The organism is Bacillus sp. MRMR6 (assembly GCF_001940785.1).
In the GTDB taxonomy this organism is placed as follows: Bacteria; Bacillota; Bacilli; order Bacillales; family Cytobacillaceae; genus Neobacillus.
Genome location: NZ_MSLS01000014.1, coordinates 1 through 19,160, shown reverse-complemented (window position 1 = coordinate 19,160; position 19,160 = coordinate 1). Strand labels below are relative to the sequence as shown.

The window sequence follows — 19,160 nt, the reverse complement described above, 5'->3', positions numbered from 1 at the left end:
TTTTCGAGGAGTCTCGTGCCTTCCGCTCCAATTAACAAAGTGTATCCTTTAACAGCCTTATAAATAAAAAATCCCTCATAACAGACAGGTTTGTCTTGTTATGAGGGACGTGATTAAACGCGGTGCCACCCTCTTTTACTGCCTATAGGTTAAAAAGCAACCTTCCTGCCAGCTCGTCTTATGCCTGTCGGCCCTGAACAAGGCACTTTCGCTTTTAACTGAATATACTGAACATTCTACATCGGTTCCTTTTATATTGTAAAGGAATAAAATGAAATTATTTTTCAATATTTTTTAGGCGAAAAAAAATAAAAAAAGCAGTATGCTAGTAGACAGAAGGGTTTAAGCGGTTACAGTGATATTTCTGTAAAACTTATCTATTGTAAAAAAATTCTTACAATAATATAATGTCTACTATAGAAATACAAATGTACATCTAAAAAATACACTTTATACAGGAGTGATTTTGTTGAAAGCAATTTCAATCGGTTTATTAGGATTAGGAACGGTTGGTTCCGGTGTCGTAAAAATAATCAAAAACCATCAAGATAAATTAATGCACCAAGTAGGATGTCCAGTAGAAGTGAAAAAAATTCTTGTCCAAAATTTACATAAATCAAGACCCAGTGAAGTGGACAAAGACTTGTTGACATCCAATGCAGATGAAGTACTAAATGACGATGAGATTGATGTAATTATTGAAGTCATGGGTGGGGTGCATGAAACAAAAGATTATTTACTAAGTGCTCTTCAAAAAGGGAAGCATGTTGTAACGGCTAATAAAGATTTAATGGCACTTCACGGGTCTGAGCTTTTGACGGTTGCGTCAGAAAATGGCTGTGATTTATTCTATGAAGCAAGTGTCGCCGGAGGAATTCCAATTCTAAGAGGCCTAGTTGACGGACTTGCTTCCGATCGAATTACGCAAATGATGGGTATTGTAAATGGTACCACTAACTATATTTTAACAAAAATGAGCAAGGATGGCTCTGCCTATGATGAGGTCCTAAAGGAAGCACAGGAGCTTGGATTTGCAGAGGCAGATCCAACTTCGGATGTAGAAGGTTTAGATGCCGCTCGTAAAATGACGATCTTGGCAACCTTGGGATTCTCGATGCATATCGATTTAGACGATGTAGCTGTATCTGGAATTTCTAATGTTACCGAAGAAGATTTGCAATATGGAAAGCAACTAGGCTACACGATGAAACTTCTTGGTTATGCACATCGTGAAGGGGAGAAAGTAGAGGTAAGTGTTCAACCAACATTCTTGTCAAACAATCATCCGTTAGCCTCTGTTCAGAATGAATATAATGCCGTATACGTTTATGGTGAAGCTGTTGGAGAAACGATGTTTTATGGACCGGGTGCAGGAAGTCTCCCTACAGCCACCGCAGTTGTTTCTGATTTAGTGGGTGTGATCAAGAATTTACGGTTAGGCGTAAATGGACGAAGTGCTGTAACACCTCAGTATCCTAAGCGGTTAAAGACGAACGAAGAAAAGTATTCTAAATACTTTCTACGTATTCATGTCCAAGACGAAGTGGGTGTGTTTGCTGAGATCACGTCGGTTTTTGCCAAGCATGGGGTTAGCTTTGAAAAGATTCTTCAGCTTCCAGTGAGGAAAAATGAAACTTCGGAGATTGTCTTGGTTACACATCGTGCCTCATTAACAAATTATGATGCAATTTTACATGAATTGAATGACTTACACGCTGTTAAGGAAATAAAAAGTGCATACAGAGTGGTGAGGAACTAAAATGAGATGGCAGGAATTAAATGAAGCATATAAAGAATTTCTGACTATTAGTCAAAATACCCTCAGCTTAATAAGGGGAGTTGTCCATCAATGAATTTAACGGATCAAAAGTTTGCTATACGTATTCCAGCCAGCTCGGCCAATCTGGGGCCAGGCTTTGATTCCATGGGCGTAGCCCTTGATTTGTATTTAGATTTAGAGGTAGAGACAAGTGAGCACTGGGAATGTTATTCACGGACCATTGAACTGCAAGAGTTTCCAACAGATGATAGAAATTTCATCTGTCAAATTGCCATTCAAACAGCAAAGAAATATGGCAAAGAGTTAGCACCTTGCAGGATTGTTGTTGATAGTGATATCCCACTAGCCCGAGGACTTGGTTCAAGTGCAGCAGCGATTGTAGCAGGAATTGAATTGGCAAATTATGTAGGCGATTTAGAATTAACGCAAAAGGAAAAGTTATTGCTGGCAACAGAGATTGAGGGCCATCCTGATAATGTGGGAGCTTCACTCTATGGTGGTTTAGTAATTGGCAGCTATCAGAACAATGAAGTTGATATACTGTCAATGGCAGACATTCCAATGGAAATGGTAGCAGTCATCCCACAGGAAATCTTATTAACAAAGGAATCAAGAGGTGTTCTTCCAACAGATTTCTCCTATCCTGAAGCAGTTCAAGCATCCTCGACAGCCAATCTGTTAGTGGCTGCCCTACTTTGTCAAAACTGGGAACTAGCCGGAAAAATGATGGACAGAGATCGTTTTCACCAGCCTTACCGTAAACCATTAATCCCTTTTTACCAGGAAATTGATGATGTGGCAAAGGACTCTGGTGCATTTGGGATTGCTTTAAGCGGTGCAGGACCAACTGTTTTATGTTTTTGTGAATTGGGTAAGGGTAAGGAACTTGCAAATGTATTAGAGGGTGCTTTCCCTGACATGAAGGTCAAATTAGTAAACATAGACAGCACTGGAAGCTCTGTTAAAAAATGCGAAAAATGTTTATAAAAAAAGGCAGCCGCAGCTGCCTTTTCTCAGTTCTTCTCCAAAAAAACACTAAAATCTTCTTTGTTAAGCGGTTTGCTAAAAAGGTATCCCTGCATGTGAAAGCAGTTTTTTGATAGTAAGAAGTTCTTTTGATATTCTTCTTCTACTCCCTCAGCTATTACCTTTAAATGAAGGCTGCGTGCTAGGTTAATGATCGCCTCTGCAATCTCCGTGTTTTTTAATTCTTTGGTAATGTCTTGAATGAATGATTTATCGATTTTTAGGGTAGTAATGGGCAGGTTTTTTAAATAGCTAAGCGAAGAGTAACCTGTTCCGAAATCATCAATGGAAATGGACATCCCCATTTCTTGAAGGGACCGTAATGTCTGAACAATCTCCTTTGAATTGGTAAGTAAAATACTTTCAGTAATTTCAATTTCAAAATTATCTGCAGGAAGTTTACTTTCGAGGAGGATATCCTTAATCTTGTTCACCATATTACAGGGTTCCTGAAATTGACGAGCTGAAAAATTTACCGAAATCGATAAGTTTCGTGAATGTTTCAAGTTCCACTCGTTCATTTGGTGGCAGGCTGTATTCATAACAAAATCCCACAATGGTTGAATGAGACCAGTATCTTCCGCAATAGGTATAAAGATATCAGGAGGCACAAACCCAAGCTCCTCATCTGTCCATCTAACCAAGGCTTCTGCTCCAACTACTTCCCCCGTTAGTACATTCAATTTTGGCTGATAATAAACTTCGAGCTTTGCCTGCTCTAATGCTTTCCTTAAGCGTGCTTCGATTTGCGGTCGTTCTTGATTTGATATTCCCATTTGTTCATTGTAAATAATAACCTTATTACCACCCATTTTTTTTGCAGCATACATAGCAATATCAGCGTAGACAAAAAGATTGTCCATGTTTTTTGTGTGCTGTGGAAAAAGACTAATTCCACAGCTCGCTCCGAGGTAAAGCTCGTTAGCTTCTAGTGTATAAGGCTTCTTTAACACGCTTACAAGACCTTCAGCGGAGCTTTTAACTTCCTCCAAACTAAGATTCATCAACAATATAATAAACTCGTCGCCTCCCTGGCGAGTGATAAGTGCCTTTTCAACAGGAAGGTATTCTCTTATCCGAGTGGAAACCATCTCTAATAACTGGTCGCCTTTGTTATGGCCAAGAGAATCATTCACATGTTTAAACCGGTCGATGTCTATGAATAAAACCGATATCGTTTCACCATTTTTAGTTGCTTCATCAATAATATCGGGCATTTTTTCTAGAATAAACCTTCGATTAAGAAGCCCTGTTAAGGGATCATGAAATGCCTGGTACTCAATAAGTTCCTTACTCTTGATTAAATCATTCATATAGCTGTGTAAATGGCGTGATAAGGCATTAACGTTTTCAGCCAGGGTCCCAAATTCATCATTCCGATTGAGTTCAAGGGTTTTCCCGAACTTCCCTTTGGCAATCTCCTTTACTTGTTCAACAATGTATCCAATAGGATTCGTTATTGATCGTGAGAACACCAAGCTAACGAAGAATACAAGAACCATAATAACAATAGAAAGCAGAATATGTGCGTTTAATTCGTTCCGTAGTTGTTGTTCAATGAGTTCGTAATTATATACTAAGCCAATGACATAAGGCTCACCGTTTGTTGCTTGAACTACGGGAACAAAGGTCTTCATGACATTCTGGCCATTAAGCCTTTCTTTATAAGTCCAAACAGATTCCGTATCCATAGCTTTAGTGATAAAGGATTTGTCCTTATTAATATTCTTATAAGTATATGCCCCATACCATATAGGACGTTCCGAGATTCTGATATAGCTATTCCCGTTTAAATTGACAAATTCATCTTCCTTGCCAAAGTTTTTAGGATTAAAAACGGTTAGTTCTAAAATGCCTCTCTCTTTCGTACGACTATCAATAATATTACCAGGGCCAAATTGCAGCTCAAAATCTAATACGTTGTCTCGGAAGTAGGGGTTTATGATGTAATTGGTTGTGCCGTCATAGTAATACCCCCACTTATCAATATGCTCTGGGTTAGAAGATGCAATTTCAATCGGACCTGACCAATAATTTTTTAAGGTTAATCCCTTTTCAACCTTTACAGGTACTAAAGCGAATAATTGTTCAAACGCATCGTACCAATATCCCCACTCTTTCGTAGAAACATCAATCTCATGTGGATCTGAGGATTTTACCCCGACGATATCATCGTTTGTTTTTGCAAACAAGGTAATATGAGAAACTCCCATTTCCTCGGCAACCTTGGCCAACTGCTCATTTGAAACATCTTTATAGTCAGATGGGAGCTCATTCCTAATGGCTAAGGATGCAGTACGTAATTCGCGAGCAAGGATGTCCTCCATATAAAGCGAACCTTCTCTGGTATTTTCCACTTGATAGGAGACTTCCTCTGTAATCAATGCAATTTCTCTTTCGTTATAGGTAAGGAGTTGGTTTTTTGAATGTAAATACTGAAAGGCATTGTTTGATAATAAGATTAAAAAAACTAATAAGGTAAAGATAATTGGGATTTTCTTTTTTATGGACATTTTAAACACCTCGAAATGCCCAAATTTGAGCATAATATAACAGTGGAAAGGTTACCCTTTTAGACCATGTAGCCACTCATTATAGCACTCATCACAGAGCGGTTCATCTCTTTCTTTATTTGAAGCTAAAAAAGTTACATAATGGAGCTGCATTTCTTCGATTTCACTAACACAGTAAAAGCATTTTTCTTGCATTTCGAATCCTCCTTGTAGACTGCTTTTGTTTTTTGATAGTTTTTTCAAAAATAAGGTAGATATTACATGGTAAATTTTTTTTAGATAATATGGAAATATACCTGTAGGTTGGAATGAAATTTAGAAAGGAGAGATTAAGAATGGACTTTTTTAATCAAGTAGTGATTGTTACAGGCGCTGCTAATGGAATTGGCCAAGCCGTGGCGGCCGGATATGCAGAACGGGGAGCAAAAGTAGTCATGGCGGATGTAGATGAAGCAGAAGGGAAGAAGGTCGCTCAACGTTTAATTGAAAACAATAGAATGGCTATTTTTGTTAGAACAGATGTTAGGAGAGAAGAAGATATTATCTATTTAATAAAAATGGCCAAAGAGACTTATGGCAGAATTGATATCTTGATAAATAACGCTGGTAAGGGATTATTCAAATCAGTTTATGATGTAACTCTCGAAGAATGGGACGATATCATACAAACCAACTTAAGGAGTGTCTTTCTTTGCTCACGTGAAGCAGCCAAAGTGATGCGGGAAAAGGGAGGCGGTTCAATTGTTAACTTGGCATCGACTCGTGCTTTAATGTCTGAACCAAACTCAGAGGGTTATGCCGCTTCCAAGGGAGGAATTGTTGCGATTACTCATGCCTTAGCGGCGTCGCTTAGTGAGGACAGGATCACGGTAAATTGTATTTCACCAGGATGGATACACACGGGTGATTATGCTCAATTAACAAAGGCTGACCATGAGCAACATTTTTCAAACCGTGTTGGAAAACCTAGTGATATCATACAAGCTTGCCTGTATCTAACTGCAAAGAATAATAATTTTGTAACGGGAATCAATTTAGTGGTCGATGGGGGAATGACCAGAAAAATGTTCTACGAGGAATAACAAACTACCTTGTAGCTTGTTTTAGTAAATTCTTTATACCGGACCGGCGCAAGGCGCCATCGGCTAGTTTACTTCGCTCTCCTCCCTACTAAAATAAGAAAATATTACTATTTTTTGGCAGTAGGTCTTGACCTACTATAAATTTTTGTAGATAATAATTAAGTACAAATTTTCAAAAGATTTAGTTTAATCAGAAAATGTTATTTGTTGTCTGATATAACTGCATAAGTTAAACACGTTGTATTATGATAGCGCTTTCTCATCAAAAAAGGAGGGAATTCTTTGCCTGTTTTACTAGCTCTTTTTGCCATCACTGCTGTCTGCCTTTTTCTAGCGTTAAAGAAAAAGAAGACAATCTTCCTTGTCATGCCGTTCCTATCTATCTTTATTTACTTCCTCGTTCAAATTATTTTAGTACCAGCACCATTTATGGATACTATAAAATTTATTTTCAGTTTAAGGTAGTTTTCCCCGTTTCCGAAAGGAGTCGGAGTAATGATAGCACTACTTGAAATGCGTAATGCAACATTAATTTGAAAGGAGTAGTTGGTTGGTCATTTATTTGGGTTGAGCGTCAAAACTGAAAATTAACCGGGGGTGGAAATGTGAAGAAAATTGAAAAGGAAAAAGCGGAACGCTATTTTCGTGAAAAAAATCGAAATATGATTATTTATTTTATTATTTGGTTTATCGTCTCATTTGGTGTGGTCATGTTTGCCGAGCCATTGAGTAAATTCTCCATAAACGGTTTCCCCTTCCATTATTTCATGGGAGCTCAGGGTGCCGTTATTACCTTCATTATTCTGCTTTTTGTTAATGCTAAGCTTGGTGATCGCATCGATAAAAAATATGGAATAGATGAAGATAAAAATGAGCAAATCAGTTCAGGGAAAGTACTAGATCATTAATTAGGATAAGCTGGTTGTTTTGCAAAATCAAAGTTTACAATCTTTAGGACTCTTTTCTACTTATAGTTGCTTTTAAAAAAGGGGGATGGCCTTGGACACTCAATTCTTGGTCTCATTATCAATTATTTTAGTAACATTTGCTTTATATATCGGAATAGCAATCTATAACAAAGCAAAGGCGACATCAGACTTCTATGTAGCTGGACGTGGCGTACCGCCTATCTTTAATGGGATGGCCATCGGTGCTGACTGGATGAGTGCGGCATCTTTTATCGGGATGGCCGGAACCATCATGCTTCTAGGCTATGATGGACTTGCCTATATCATGGGATGGACGGGTGGTTATTTACTTCTGACGTTCCTGCTTGCACCACAATTAAGGAAGTATGGCCGCTATACCGTGCCAGAGTTTATCGGGGACCGATATAACAGCCACACCGCTCGTGTTATAGCTGCCGTTTGTACGATTATCATCAGCTTTACCTACTCAATTGGTCAGTTGTCTGGTTCTGGGGTAGTAATTGGCCGTTTATTTGAAATAGATGCGAAGCTAGGAACAATGATTGGGGTAGTGCTAATTGCCTTCTATGCTGCATTTGGCGGAATGAAGGGGATTACTTGGACCCAGGTTGCCCAGTATTGTATCTTAATCATTGCCTATTTAATTCCTGTTATTTTCATGTCACTGCAAATAACTGGAAACCCAATGCCTTGGCTATCTTATGGAGAGCTTGTCGGAAAAATGGGTGAGCTTGACCGTGAGCTGGGAATTTCAGAATACTTTGCTCCATTTACGAATGGAACAAAGTGGCAGTTCTTAGCCTTGATGTTTACGTTAATGGCTGGTACCGCTGGTCTTCCACACGTTATTGTCCGCTTTTATACAGTGTCAACAATGAAAGCAGCACGTTGGTCGGGAGCATGGGCATTGCTTTTCATCGGTTTGCTTTACTTGTCAGCGCCAGCTTATGCTGCATTCTCTCGATTCATCCTGATGACAAAAGTGGCAGGAAGCAAAATCAGTGAACTTCCTGCATGGACAAAAACATGGGTGGATACAGGCAAGCTTCAGGTTGCTGATGGGAATGGAGATGGAATCTTACAATGGAGTGAGCTCATTATTTCAAATGATATTGTAGTTATGGCAACTCCCGAAATAGCAAACCTTGGTATGTTTGTAATCGGTTTAGTAGCAGCAGGAGCAATGGCGGCTGCATTGTCTACTGCCGGCGGTTTAATGCTATCCATTTCTTCCTCTTTCGCACACGATATCTATTATCGCGTTCTAAAGCCAGAATCAACAGAAAAAAATCGACTTTCTGTTGCACGATGGACAATTGTTGCTGCAACGCTTTTAGCTGGATTAATCGCCTTAAATCCACCGGGAGCAATCACACAAATTGTTGCTTGGGCCTTTGCTATTGCAACTGGAACCTTCTTTCCTGCTCTTGTACTTGGAGTTTGGTGGAAGCGATCTAATTCAAAAGGGGTTATTGCTGGTTTACTAGTTGGTTTAGGTGTAACTCTATCTTATATATTTGCAGCTAAGTATGGCGGCTTTACGATTCTCGGTATCATTGATACAGGAGCGGGAGTCTTTGGTGCAACTGCTGCATTTATTACCAATATTGTAGTATCACTTTTGACAGCAGCACCTTCTCAAAAACTACAGGATGATGTAATGGACCTTCGCTATCCAGAACAAATGGTTTATAAAGACGGCGAAGTTTGGATGAATGATGATGGACCAAAATCAGTTTAATTCAACTGTAAGTGAGGCTGTTCGGTTTCACCCCTTTTTTCAAGGGGTGGACCATGTTATGGCCAATTATCTTCTATCATTATGCGAAATTCGTCATTTTGAAAAAAATGAAATCATGTTAAAGAAAGATAAATCTCGTGAAGGGCTTCTGCTGATGCTAGAGGGCCTTTCGGAGGTTTTCGTGAGAAATGAAAGCCATGGAAGAATTGAAGTTTTGGAAGTCGTTCAAAAAGGAGAAATGATTGGTTTTTCAAGCCTCGCAGATTTCCTTGGTATGTCAAAACCTGAAAAAAGTGAAACGATGGTTGAAGTAAAAGCAGTTAGTCCAGTGAAGGTATTATATATTCCTTTTGAGGTAATCACGAAAAGATGGGACGATCCCGCTGTTCACGATTACTTACTGTCTCAGGTATCCCTTCGCTTAAAGGATATTTATTCTTCTCTGGCAGAACAGGTTAAGCTTGCCCGGGATTATGGGGAAAATGATGCGTTCATGATCCGTGTTCAGGATATTATGACTGAAAAAATTGTAAGTGTTACCCCGAACACAACTGTACAAGATACGGCACGGCTTATGCATGAAAATAGAACGAGTTCTGTCCTTGTAATAGATAATGAGATTTTAAAAGGAATTATCACGGAAAGAGATATGGTCGAGAGGGTAGTAGCGCGAGGAATACCGTTGACAGCGAAGGCAAATGAGATTATGACACATAATCCCATATTTGTTTCTCGTTTGGATTATTTTTATAATGCGCTATCATTAATCTTCCAGGAAGGCATTAAGCACTTGCCGGTAATAGAAGAGTCTAAGGTAGTGGGTATTGTCACATTATCGGATTTATTAAGGAAAAAAAGTGAAAATGTGATGAAGACCATCCAAAAAATTGAGCTGGCTGATAGGGATAGCCTTCCTCACGTCAAGAATGCCATTTGTGAAGTCATTGACACACTATTAAGGAATCGGGTTCCTATCTTAACAACCTTAGAGATTGTAACAAAACTATATGACCGGCTTGTTTCAAGAATCGTTAATTTATCAATTCAGGCTTTACAGTTAAAAGGCATGCACCAGCCTTGTTCCTTTGCTTTCTATCAAATGGGCAGCAGTGGCCGTGAAGAGCAATTTATCCTAACGGATCAAGACCATTTCATTGTTTATGAAAAGGATTCACCAGACACAGATGCCTACTTTTTCGATTTGGGTAAAGAGATTACAACCAACCTAGAATCAGCTGGATACGCACGTTGTTTAGGATTGATGATGTGCAGTGAGAAGGAATGGCGCGGGTCTTTGGCAGACTGGGAAGAACGGCTGCGAAGATGGATGCTTCAATCTACAAATGATAATTTGTTATTAGCGCAAAATTTCTTTTCTTTTCGCTTTATTATCGGAAGCGAAGAACTGGATGACCAATTTCGGAAAACCATTTCAAATCAAATGCAAAGATCGAGGATTTTTTTATACAGGCTGACCCAGCTCGAGAAGGAGCATTCCATTCCAACCCTTGAACAGCCTATTCGTTCTTTATTCAAACTTGAGCGCAAAACGATTGATATGAAAAAAGAAGTCTTGTTCCCATACCATCATAGCCTGCAAATTTTATCCCTTCTACATGGAAATCTTGTCGGACCTCCTATTGAAAAAATCAATTGGTTAAAGGATAAGGGAGTCTTTTCAGAATTATTTACTCAAGATCTTAAGCAAGCGGTCAGCCATATATTAACGCTATATGTCAATCAGCGATGGCAGCAGACAAAAGTTGGTAGTAATGTGTCATCGATTGTGTCATTCACTACATTATCGACTCGGCAGAAAGAAGAACTAATTTTAAGCTTAAAAACACTAAGAGAGCTCCAAAGCCAGGTGTTCGCTCACTTTTCAGTATAGAGTAGAGGAGGGGCGCTATGTTTTTTCGAAGAAACAGTGTATCTTGTACCTTAAAATATGAAACCATTCCACTAAGCACTCCCTTGGAGCACCTAAATTTTGTCGTTTTTGATACTGAAACAACTGGATTTCAGGTGGCAGCATCCGACCGAATGATTGAAATCGGCGCTGTTCCCATAAAAGGTCTAGAAGTGGTCGACTTTGACACCTTTCAAACCTACGTCAATCCAAATCAACCCATTTCTCAAAAAATAACCGATCTTACCTCTATTTCAAATGAAATCGTGAAAGACGCACCACAAGCTGTAGAGGCTATGATGAGCTTTTTTGATTTTGTAGAATCAAGAGAAACCGTTTGCTTAGTAGGACACTATATCGGGTTTGATGCACTGGCATTGAAAAGCGAGTTTAAAAGACAGAACCTTACATTAAAAAACTTCCTAACCATTGATACGTTGGACCTTATTGGCTATATTGCGCCGTCCTATGATATGAGAGATTTAGAGCGGTACGCCATGGTTTTTGGAACAAGGATTTATGATCGTCATAGTGCGCTTGGGGATGCCTTAACCACTGCCTATCTATTTATTGAGCTCCTAAGACTGTTCAAAGAACGGGGCTTAAGCACCTGGGGAGAGCTGATTAAAGCTACTGACAGCCAAATGAGATCCCTTCAGTTTTAATCATGAATATATGAGAAGAAGCTGTTCAATGTGAGCTGCTTTTTCTTTTCAATAAATTTCTAACTTGGAGAACTCGCTGTTCTCCTTTTTCCTTGTTTTTTCGGTTCATGAAATTTTCATTTTTATAAATTAGAATATCTTACTTACATTTTCTATAAACAATTTTGCTAACATCGATTGCGTTTTATTTTTGTTGTAAACTAGATAAAAATATCTGTCTTCGTTAAAATCACTTATCTCATGCATTTTAAGCATATGGTTTTCATAATAATCTTTGGCCGCTATTTCAGAGACAATTGCAATTCCGATATCTTGCAGTACAAATTGGATTAAGCTTTGTCCGCTCTCAGTATAAGCAATAACATTTAATTGATCTTTTGTTATTTTATTTCTCTTTAAAAACCGCTCAAGAAGTGCATTCGTACCTGAATCTGAATTTCTCATGATAAAAGGATACTTCAATATATCGTGAATCGTAACTTGGCCTGAGATTTCAGATTGATTCGAAGTAATTAGGACTAATTTTTCTTTTACAATTGGAATATAGTAGAGGTTGTCGTTTTCGTATTTTCCTCCCAATATCCCCATATTCACAGAGCCGCTGAGTACTTGTTCTGCAACATTTTTCGAAGAAGATTGGTTTATATGAAAAGTAGCATGAGGATGCTGATTTCGAAAATTTTTGACCATCTTAGGAAGCATAAATTGTCCGGGTACTGAACTTGCCGCAATACGGAGAATCCCTCTTAGTTCGGTCGCTCCCTCTTTCAAATCAAGCAATGCCTGATCCTTAAGCAAAAGAAGCTTTAATGCCCATTGATACAATCGTTCTCCGGAGGGGGTAAGAATACTCTCTCGGCCAACACGGTCGAAGAGCTTAATATTCAACGTCTTTTCCAAAGCTTGTATATGCGAGCTGACTGTTGATTGACTTAGAAATATATCCTCCGCTGCTTTAGAAAAGCTTTTGTGTTCTACTACCTTTGTAAAAACCAAGAGTTGGTGCAGATCCATTACGACTTTCCTCCTTTGGTATTCGTGTAAACGATTAATATCTATAGGTAGAATAGATAATTTGAATTTATCTAATGATATCATTTTTTTATAATTAAAATGTCCAGAGGATATGAAAAGATTATGAAAATGAACAATAAAAATTGGATAGGAGATGATTGGGTGTCACTCCAATATGTACCAGACCATATCTATGACGCAGGACCAACAGGGTGTGGGGAGTTAATTATGAACTTGTTCTTAACGATGAAGAAGATGAATAGTGGACAAATCATTGAGGTCATCTCTTATGACCCAGGTGCTAGAGAGGACCTGCCCGCATGGTGCAGGATGCAAAAGCACAATCTGTTAGAACGTAAAGATGTTGGCAAAATCAGTTATTACTATATTGAAAAAGGCTGATACAGTCTTTTACATAAAATGAAATTATGGAGGAATTTAAATGGCTGGCAAATTTTTAGTTAGTTTAACAAATGCAAAGAATGATGCTGATAAAGCGACAGTTGGTTTTGTTGTAGCAAATGCAGCAGTAGCTTCAGGACAAGAAACAGTGGTTTTTTTGAATGTAGAAGGAGCCTATCTAGCTTCAAAAGGCTATGCAGATGATATTCATGAAGCAGGTTTTGCTCCATTAAAACAATTAATGGAAAACTTCGTTGAAGCAGGAGGCACTCTTTGGGTCTGCAGCCCTTGTTACAAGAAAAGGGAATTGGATGAAGAAAACCTTGTAGATGGTGCTACCATTGTTGGAGGAGCGAAATTAGTAGAGTTCCTTAGCCTTGGTGCCGCATCCATTACATACTAAGCCGGTGGAAATATGTATATAGCCCATGCAGTTTGTGATGGTGGAGACTTAGACTGTGGTTCTGGATTATTACTAATCATCAAGAAAACGATGGACCCCCTTTCAAATGGTCAAATTCTTGAAGTGAAAAGCAGAGAGAGAACGGTTGCAGAGGACCTTCCGGCTTGGTGCCGAATGGTCGAGCATGAGTATCTTGGTTCAGAGCCTGGAAGTAATACCACTCGATATTTTATAAGAAAAGGGTCATATCAGGATGAGTTGGAGGCAGATTTACAGGCCGCAAAAGGATTTCAATGGAGTGTCCGGGCAAAAGGGGACAAGGAGCTTACTGCTAAAATCTACTCAAGAAATCATACATTTCTGGCTGGTCAACCAGCTGACTTTAGTCCAAAGGTGAATGCTCCAAGTGCAATTGATTATCTTCTGGCGTCATTAGCCTCCTGTTTAACAGTTGGTTATAAAGCCCAGGCTTCACGCAGGGATATCGAGATAGATCATCTAGAACTGACATTAAAAGGCGGTTTAGAAAATGTTTTATTTCATATGGAATTAGAAGAGGATGGTAGTCCGAAAATGAATACTATCACAGGGGTATTCTATGTATCTTCTCCTGAATCAGAAGTTGTTTTGGAAGATATATGGAATATGACGTTAACGAAATCACCTATCTATCAAACTCTAAAACAAAGTATAGCAATTGATATTAAACTCTCAATTGTTTTCTAAAGGGAGGCAAACAGATGGATTTACCGAAGTTCCCTACCACGGTTATTGGCAGCTGGCCAAGAACAATAGAAGTAAAGCGAGCGATGCGAGATAAACGTGCCGGAAGGATAAGTGAAGAAGAATTCGAGTCAATAGCCGACCAGGCGGTCTTACAATGTCTAAAATGGCAGGAGGAAGCAGGAATTGATATTGTTTCAGATGGAGAACAGCGACGCGACAATTTTATCTCATTTGTAGCTGACCACCTAAATAATGTCCAGATGCTGACAGTATCTGAGCTGCTAGATTATGTTGAAGATAAAGCCAGCTTTGAGGAAATTCTTGGTACGTTAGATGTGCCTGCATTTTCTATGTCAAATCCAGCAGCAACCGGTAAGATTAGCCGAAGGAAACCTCTTGCATTAAATGATTTCCTGTTTCTTAAAAAACATACAGAAAAGGCTATAAAAGTTGCTCTTCCAGGTCCTTACCTTTTGACAAGAGCGATGTGGGTTGAAGGACTATCGAAGGATGCCTATCCGACAAAAGAAGATTTGGCAGTAGATATTATTAAGGTACTTCGAGAAGAAATAGAAGATTTAATCGCGGCAGGAGTAGAGTTTGTTCAATTTGATGAGCCGGTTTTAACTGAACTAGTGTTCACCCAGAAAAATGCAAACCGTACATTCATGTGCGGAGCCCTAACGGCAAAGGCAGATGCAGAAGAAGAAATTGAGTTTGCTTTGGACTTAATGAACAAAATTACGAAAGATATGCTGGGAAGAGGAACACGGATTGGCGTCCATGTTTGCCGTGGGAATTGGAGTACCCAGGAAGAGGTTTTGCTAAAAGGCCCGTATTATCCGCTAATTCCCTATTTTTCTAAAGTAAATGTTGACCAGCTTATTCTTGAGTATGCGACTCCTCGTGCTGGGGAGATTGACGCAATTCGTGAATTCGGGGGGAAAGAGATAGGCTTTGGCATTGTTAATCCAAGAACAGAAACAGTTGAAACTGTTGAAGAAATCTTATTCCGCGTAGAGGAAGCAAGAAAATACCTGCCAGACGGGAAAATATTCTTAAATCCTGATTGTGGTTTTGGAACATTTGCACAGCGTCCAATGAATAGTGACAAAATTGCTTTTGAGAAATTAAAAACGATGTCAATTGCCGCGAAGAAACTTCGTGAAAGTGTACTAATATAAAAATAAAGCGGAGGAAGGTAATAAAATGGGACAGTTGCTTAACTTCAAGGTAGAGCTTTTCTACAAACCTCTGAATCTGATGAGCGTATTGCTGAATTACAGCAAGCAGTCGATCAACGATGCCCGATCTTTAGGACGTTAAAGGATGCAGGAATTCCAATTGTAAACCACTGGGTAAAAGCTACTGTCATGGCTTAATATGTTTAAAAGGAACTTATCTTATTGGATAAGGTCCTTTTTTGTCTTAAAAAGAATATTTGCTATTTCTGTGATAAACACTCAATATTAATAAGACATTATTCTGTATGGATAGAGAAAGTAGGGATTCTTTTGCCTGATTTTATAGCATTAGGTATTTCAGAAACAATTGTAAATAAATTACGTGGTTTTGGTGTGGCGAAACCTACCCCAATTCAAGAACAAGCGATACCGTTTGTAATGAAGGGGCAAGATGTTATTGCACAAGCACAAACAGGAACTGGTAAGACTTTTGCGTTTATCTTACCTATTTTAGAAAAATTGGATCCGCATGCTTCACATGTTCAAGCGCTTATCGTAACCCCAACCCGAGAATTAGCTTTACAAATCACCGAGGAATTTGAAAAGTTGATTAAGGATATAGAAGGGGTGGACGTGCTGGCTGTTTATGGCGGACAGGACGTTGATAAACAATTAAAGAAGCTGAGAAGAAATGTTCAGATCGTTGTCGGTACGCCAGGCAGATTATTAGATCATATTAGAAGAGGAACGGTTCAATTATCAGACGTTTCGTTTCTAGTGCTTGATGAGGCAGATCAAATGCTCCATATTGGCTTTTTAAATGAAGTAGAGGACATCATAAGGGAAACTCCTAAAACACGTCAGACGATGCTCTTTTCTGCCACTATGCCAGAGGAGATTAGAATTTTAGCAAATAAACATATGCGTAAATCAGAGTATATACAAGTGGAAAAAACTCAGGGACCTGCTGACACTGTTAAGCAAATTGCTATTCATACGATTGATCGTGCCAAGCAAGGGACCTTAATTCAATTAGTGGAAACACATCGCCCCTATTTAGCAGTCATTTTCTGCAGAACGAAACGAAGAGTGAGTAAATTATATGAAGTGCTGAAATCCCACAAATTTTTATGCGATGAACTTCATGGTGATCTTTCACAAGCTAAAAGAGAGCAAGTGATGAAGCGATTTAGGGATGGAGAAGTACAGCTGCTAATTGCCACAGATGTTGCAGCACGAGGGCTTGATGTCGAGGGAGTAACACATGTTTTTAACTATGACATTCCGCAGGATGCAGAGAGCTACGTTCACCGTATTGGCAGAACTGGCAGGGCTGGTTCAAAAGGATTGGCTATCACATTTTATTCATCAGACGACAGGTCCACTCTCGATATGATCGAAAAAGAACTAAATATTAAAATTCAGAAACAAAACATCGGGAATAGTGAAGAGAGTTCAGAGAAAAAAACTAGTCCAGCTCGTCCTGTTAGGAGTAGAGACGGAGGCAGGGGAGAAGGTTCCAAAAAACGGACAGGTGGAAATAACGGCGCTAGACCTTTGAAGACTAGAGGGGATAAGGAAAGTGCTAGAAGTAAAAAGGATTTTTCAAAAAATAAACCTAGAGATACTAGTGAGTATAAAACTGGTGAGTCAGGAAGGCGGAGTACTTCTGACCGTTCAGGTATAAAAACCTCTGCTCCAGAAGGCAGAAGAAGTCAACCAGCTGGAAAGCAAGGACGTACCGAAGTGCAGGGAAGAGATCGTGGACAACGAGATAATTCTGGCCGTCCATTAGGGAAAACGGATAGGAGAAAAGCTTCAAATAAAAAGAGGTAATAAACGAGTTGAAATAAAAAAGGCGTGAATTCGATTAAGAATCACGCCTTTTTATGTTTTTTCTCTAATAGTTTACCTGAAAAGAGTAAATGTATTGGCTATCGAAAGGGCTAAATTGAAATGAGAACAGCGAATTACCTTTTGAAAAAAGAAAAAACCTTGCTATGGCAAGGTTTTATTTTTATGGAGACTATCGGGATCGAACCGACGACCTCTTGCATGCCATGCAAGCGCTCTCCCAGCTGAGCTAAGCCCCCGTATAAGTGGTACAAGGAAAATTATATCTTCATGAAGAGATTCTTGCAAGAGGAAATTTTTTAATAATAAAATAATTAGGGCTAGTTGTTTAACAGCCCTAACTCATACTTTCTATTTCTACCTTATTGACTCCATCAAGATTGGAAACAAATTCATATACTTCTGTTATCTTTTCACGATAATCAACTGCAACCAAAATTTGTACGAGATGGTCACCATTATCTAAATCCTTAATTCGAACTCTGCGCATGATATATTTCTTTTCCACTAATAACGATATAGCCTTATCGATTTGGATTTTATCCTTTATAAAAAGTTGCAGCATTATTTCTTTTTCCCGTAATTGTTTTGGTCCTATCAGCTTCATTAAAAAAGGCATAAATTCAACACTAATAATTAGTAATGCTACACCAATAAAAGCCTCAATATAGAAGCCGGCCCCTACAGCGATTCCAATACCAGCAGCCCCCCATATCATTGCCGCTGTTGTTAATCCAGAAATACTGTCATTACCCCGCCTTAAAATGACACCCGCACCTAAAAAGCCAATTCCTGATACAATCTGGGCTGCTAGACGCAACGGGTCCATTGTAATGCGGACATCATCGGTATTAGGAAACATATAAGCGGACTCAATAGATACAATTGTTAACAGGCAACTTACAACAGAAATAACTAGACTTGTTTTCAGGCCAACAGGCTTTCTTTTTAATTCGCGTTCAAGACCAATTATTAGACCAAAAACTGCAGAAACACCTAGTTTTATTAAAATATCAATATCAATATACTCCATTGGATTCACGCCTTTTTCTTATATGTAATGAAAGGTTGTATATATACTATTATACATAACCCTAAAACTAAAAATCGGTTTCCTCTCAAATCTAGAAAAATAAAGGAGGAAAGACCATTACTGGTGTGGTGTTGACCATAAAAATTTCTTTTGCGTTTAACTTTAATGTTAATTTTATGAGTTATAAACGAAATTATGCTGGAGTAAATTGAAGGTAATATGGAGATGAAGTGATGGCTTGGAAGAAAGAAAATTTAGGACGATAAAAAAAGATGAAAAATTCTATTGCAATCATTTTATATGCGTGATATATTAATACACGTCCTCTTCGAAAGAAGAACAAGACAAAATAAGTTTTTGAAAAAGTTATTGACAGTATAAAGTGTTTTGTGTTAAATTAAAGGAGTCGCTTTTGGGCGACATGAAAAATTGCTCTTTGAAAACTAAACGAACAAAAATGTCAACGAATAATATTTTTCATTTCTTAATTGAAGTGAAGCCAACGTAACAAATGAGCTATATCAACTTTCATGGAGAGTTTGATCCTGGCTCAGGACGAACGCTGGCGGCGTGCCTAATACATGCAAGTCGAGCGAATCTYGAGGTGCTTGCACCTCTTGGTTAGCGGCGGACGGGTGAGTAACACGTGGGCAACCTGCCTGTAAGACTGGGATAACATCGGGAAACCGATGCTAATACCGGATAATCCTTTTCCTCTCATGAGGGAAAGCTGAAAGTCGGCTTCTCGCTGACACTTACAGATGGGCCCGCGGCGCATTAGCTAGTTGGTGAGGTAACGGCTCACCAAGGCGACGATGCGTAGCCGACCTGAGAGGGTGATCGGCCACACTGGGACTGAGACACGGCCCAGACTCCTACGGGAGGCAGCAGTAGGGAAT

General features: G+C 39.0%; 17 protein-coding genes, 1 tRNA gene and 1 rRNA gene. 14 read left to right on the top strand and 5 right to left on the bottom strand.

Going from position 1 to position 19,160, the window contains the following annotated elements; all coding sequences use genetic code 11:
* Positions 1-469: 469 nt before the first annotated feature.
* Together BTR25_RS14475 and thrB are read left to right on the top strand one after the other, a co-directional pair.
* Positions 470-1,759, top strand: coding sequence for a homoserine dehydrogenase (locus BTR25_RS14475; protein ID WP_075688759.1), 1,290 nt, complete (start codon positions 470-472; stop codon positions 1,757-1,759).
* Positions 1,760-1,849: 90 nt separating this feature from the next.
* Positions 1,850-2,767, top strand: a complete 918-nt coding sequence (thrB, locus tag BTR25_RS14470; protein WP_075688758.1) for a homoserine kinase — start codon at positions 1,850-1,852, stop codon at positions 2,765-2,767.
* A 26-nt stretch (positions 2,768-2,793) separates the two neighbouring features.
* Here thrB and BTR25_RS14465 read toward each other — a convergent pair whose 3' ends face one another.
* A complete protein-coding gene (locus BTR25_RS14465) occupies positions 2,794-5,319 on the bottom strand; it encodes a putative bifunctional diguanylate cyclase/phosphodiesterase (protein WP_075688757.1) in 2,526 nt (841 codons plus the stop codon).
* A gap of 51 nt (positions 5,320-5,370) precedes the next feature.
* Positions 5,371-5,514, bottom strand: a complete 144-nt coding sequence (locus tag BTR25_RS27685) for a hypothetical protein (protein WP_175596794.1) — start codon at positions 5,512-5,514, stop codon at positions 5,371-5,373.
* A gap of 140 nt (positions 5,515-5,654) precedes the next feature.
* Here BTR25_RS27685 and BTR25_RS14460 point away from each other — a divergent pair, with 140 nt between their 5' ends.
* From BTR25_RS14460 to BTR25_RS14435, 6 genes are all read left to right on the top strand, one after another.
* Positions 5,655-6,401: a glucose 1-dehydrogenase gene (locus BTR25_RS14460; protein ID WP_075688756.1), complete on the top strand. Its 747-nt coding sequence runs from the start codon at positions 5,655-5,657 to the stop codon at positions 6,399-6,401.
* A gap of 282 nt (positions 6,402-6,683) precedes the next feature.
* Positions 6,684-6,866, top strand: coding sequence for a hypothetical protein (locus tag BTR25_RS14455; protein WP_075688755.1), 183 nt, complete (start codon positions 6,684-6,686; stop codon positions 6,864-6,866).
* Positions 6,867-7,006: 140 nt separating this feature from the next.
* Positions 7,007-7,309 (top strand): DUF4212 domain-containing protein, encoded by a 303-nt coding sequence (locus BTR25_RS14450; protein WP_075688754.1) that lies wholly within the window; start codon positions 7,007-7,009, stop codon positions 7,307-7,309.
* Between the two features lie 91 nt (positions 7,310-7,400).
* The gene (locus BTR25_RS14445) at positions 7,401-9,071 is read left to right on the top strand and encodes a sodium:solute symporter family protein (protein WP_075688753.1); all 1,671 of its coding nucleotides are present in this window, start codon (positions 7,401-7,403) and stop codon (positions 9,069-9,071) included.
* 58 nt (positions 9,072-9,129) lie between these two features.
* Complete coding sequence (locus BTR25_RS14440; RefSeq protein ID WP_254842719.1) at positions 9,130-10,962, top strand: DUF294 nucleotidyltransferase-like domain-containing protein; 1,833 nt, start codon at positions 9,130-9,132, stop codon at positions 10,960-10,962.
* Between the two features lie 17 nt (positions 10,963-10,979).
* Positions 10,980-11,645, top strand: a complete 666-nt coding sequence (locus BTR25_RS14435) for a 3'-5' exonuclease (protein WP_075688751.1) — start codon at positions 10,980-10,982, stop codon at positions 11,643-11,645.
* 129 nt (positions 11,646-11,774) lie between these two features.
* On the opposite strand, the gene BTR25_RS14430 is transcribed toward BTR25_RS14435, so the two are convergent.
* Positions 11,775-12,659 carry a selenium metabolism-associated LysR family transcriptional regulator gene (locus BTR25_RS14430; protein WP_075688750.1) on the bottom strand — a complete coding sequence of 295 codons (885 nt, stop codon included), beginning with the start codon at positions 12,657-12,659 and terminating at the stop codon, positions 11,775-11,777.
* Between the two features lie 162 nt (positions 12,660-12,821).
* Here BTR25_RS14430 and BTR25_RS14425 point away from each other — a divergent pair, with 162 nt between their 5' ends.
* The 5 genes from BTR25_RS14425 to BTR25_RS14400 all read left to right on the top strand — a co-directional run bounded on the left by BTR25_RS14425 (position 12,822) and on the right by BTR25_RS14400 (position 17,210).
* Positions 12,822-13,061, top strand: a complete 240-nt coding sequence (locus tag BTR25_RS14425; protein WP_075688837.1) for a sulfurtransferase TusA family protein — start codon at positions 12,822-12,824, stop codon at positions 13,059-13,061.
* Between the two features lie 40 nt (positions 13,062-13,101).
* Positions 13,102-13,464 carry a DsrE family protein gene (locus tag BTR25_RS14420; protein WP_075688749.1) on the top strand — a complete coding sequence of 121 codons (363 nt, stop codon included), beginning with the start codon at positions 13,102-13,104 and terminating at the stop codon, positions 13,462-13,464.
* A 12-nt stretch (positions 13,465-13,476) separates the two neighbouring features.
* Positions 13,477-14,190 carry a sulfurtransferase TusA family protein gene (locus BTR25_RS14415; RefSeq protein ID WP_075688748.1) on the top strand — a complete coding sequence of 238 codons (714 nt, stop codon included), beginning with the start codon at positions 13,477-13,479 and terminating at the stop codon, positions 14,188-14,190.
* Between the two features lie 14 nt (positions 14,191-14,204).
* The gene (locus BTR25_RS14410; RefSeq protein ID WP_075688747.1) at positions 14,205-15,374 is read left to right on the top strand and encodes a cobalamin-independent methionine synthase II family protein; all 1,170 of its coding nucleotides are present in this window, start codon (positions 14,205-14,207) and stop codon (positions 15,372-15,374) included.
* 330 nt (positions 15,375-15,704) lie between these two features.
* Positions 15,705-17,210: a DEAD/DEAH box helicase gene (locus tag BTR25_RS14400; protein WP_075688746.1), complete on the top strand. Its 1,506-nt coding sequence runs from the start codon at positions 15,705-15,707 to the stop codon at positions 17,208-17,210.
* A gap of 184 nt (positions 17,211-17,394) precedes the next feature.
* Here the strand turns inward: BTR25_RS14400 and BTR25_RS14395 are convergent.
* Positions 17,395-17,467, bottom strand: a tRNA-Ala gene (locus BTR25_RS14395).
* A 98-nt stretch (positions 17,468-17,565) separates the two neighbouring features.
* A complete protein-coding gene (locus tag BTR25_RS14390; protein ID WP_075688745.1) occupies positions 17,566-18,261 on the bottom strand; it encodes an MgtC/SapB family protein in 696 nt (231 codons plus the stop codon).
* A gap of 527 nt (positions 18,262-18,788) precedes the next feature.
* On the opposite strand from BTR25_RS14390, the gene BTR25_RS14385 reads away from it, so the two are divergent.
* Positions 18,789-19,160: ribosomal RNA gene (locus BTR25_RS14385) — 16S ribosomal RNA — on the top strand; the annotation flags it as partial.

What these genes read in the sequence shown, in the direction of transcription:
- thrB (WP_075688758.1), top strand. Translation starts at nt 1,850, where the DNA reads ATGAATTTAACGGATCAAAAGTTTGCTATACGTATTCCAGCCAGCTCG.
- BTR25_RS14465 (WP_075688757.1), bottom strand. Translation starts at nt 5,319, where the DNA reads ATGTCCATAAAAAAGAAAATCCCAATTATCTTTACCTTATTAGTTTTT.
- BTR25_RS27685 (WP_175596794.1), bottom strand. Translation starts at nt 5,514, where the DNA reads ATGCAAGAAAAATGCTTTTACTGTGTTAGTGAAATCGAAGAAATGCAG.
- BTR25_RS14460 (WP_075688756.1), top strand. Translation starts at nt 5,655, where the DNA reads ATGGACTTTTTTAATCAAGTAGTGATTGTTACAGGCGCTGCTAATGGA.
- BTR25_RS14440 (WP_254842719.1), top strand. Translation starts at nt 9,130, where the DNA reads ATGGCCAATTATCTTCTATCATTATGCGAAATTCGTCATTTTGAAAAA.
- BTR25_RS14435 (WP_075688751.1), top strand. Translation starts at nt 10,980, where the DNA reads ATGTTTTTTCGAAGAAACAGTGTATCTTGTACCTTAAAATATGAAACC.
- BTR25_RS14430 (WP_075688750.1), bottom strand. Translation starts at nt 12,659, where the DNA reads ATGGATCTGCACCAACTCTTGGTTTTTACAAAGGTAGTAGAACACAAA.
- BTR25_RS14420 (WP_075688749.1), top strand. Translation starts at nt 13,102, where the DNA reads ATGGCTGGCAAATTTTTAGTTAGTTTAACAAATGCAAAGAATGATGCT.
- BTR25_RS14415 (WP_075688748.1), top strand. Translation starts at nt 13,477, where the DNA reads ATGTATATAGCCCATGCAGTTTGTGATGGTGGAGACTTAGACTGTGGT.
- BTR25_RS14410 (WP_075688747.1), top strand. Translation starts at nt 14,205, where the DNA reads ATGGATTTACCGAAGTTCCCTACCACGGTTATTGGCAGCTGGCCAAGA.
- BTR25_RS14390 (WP_075688745.1), bottom strand. Translation starts at nt 18,261, where the DNA reads ATGGAGTATATTGATATTGATATTTTAATAAAACTAGGTGTTTCTGCA.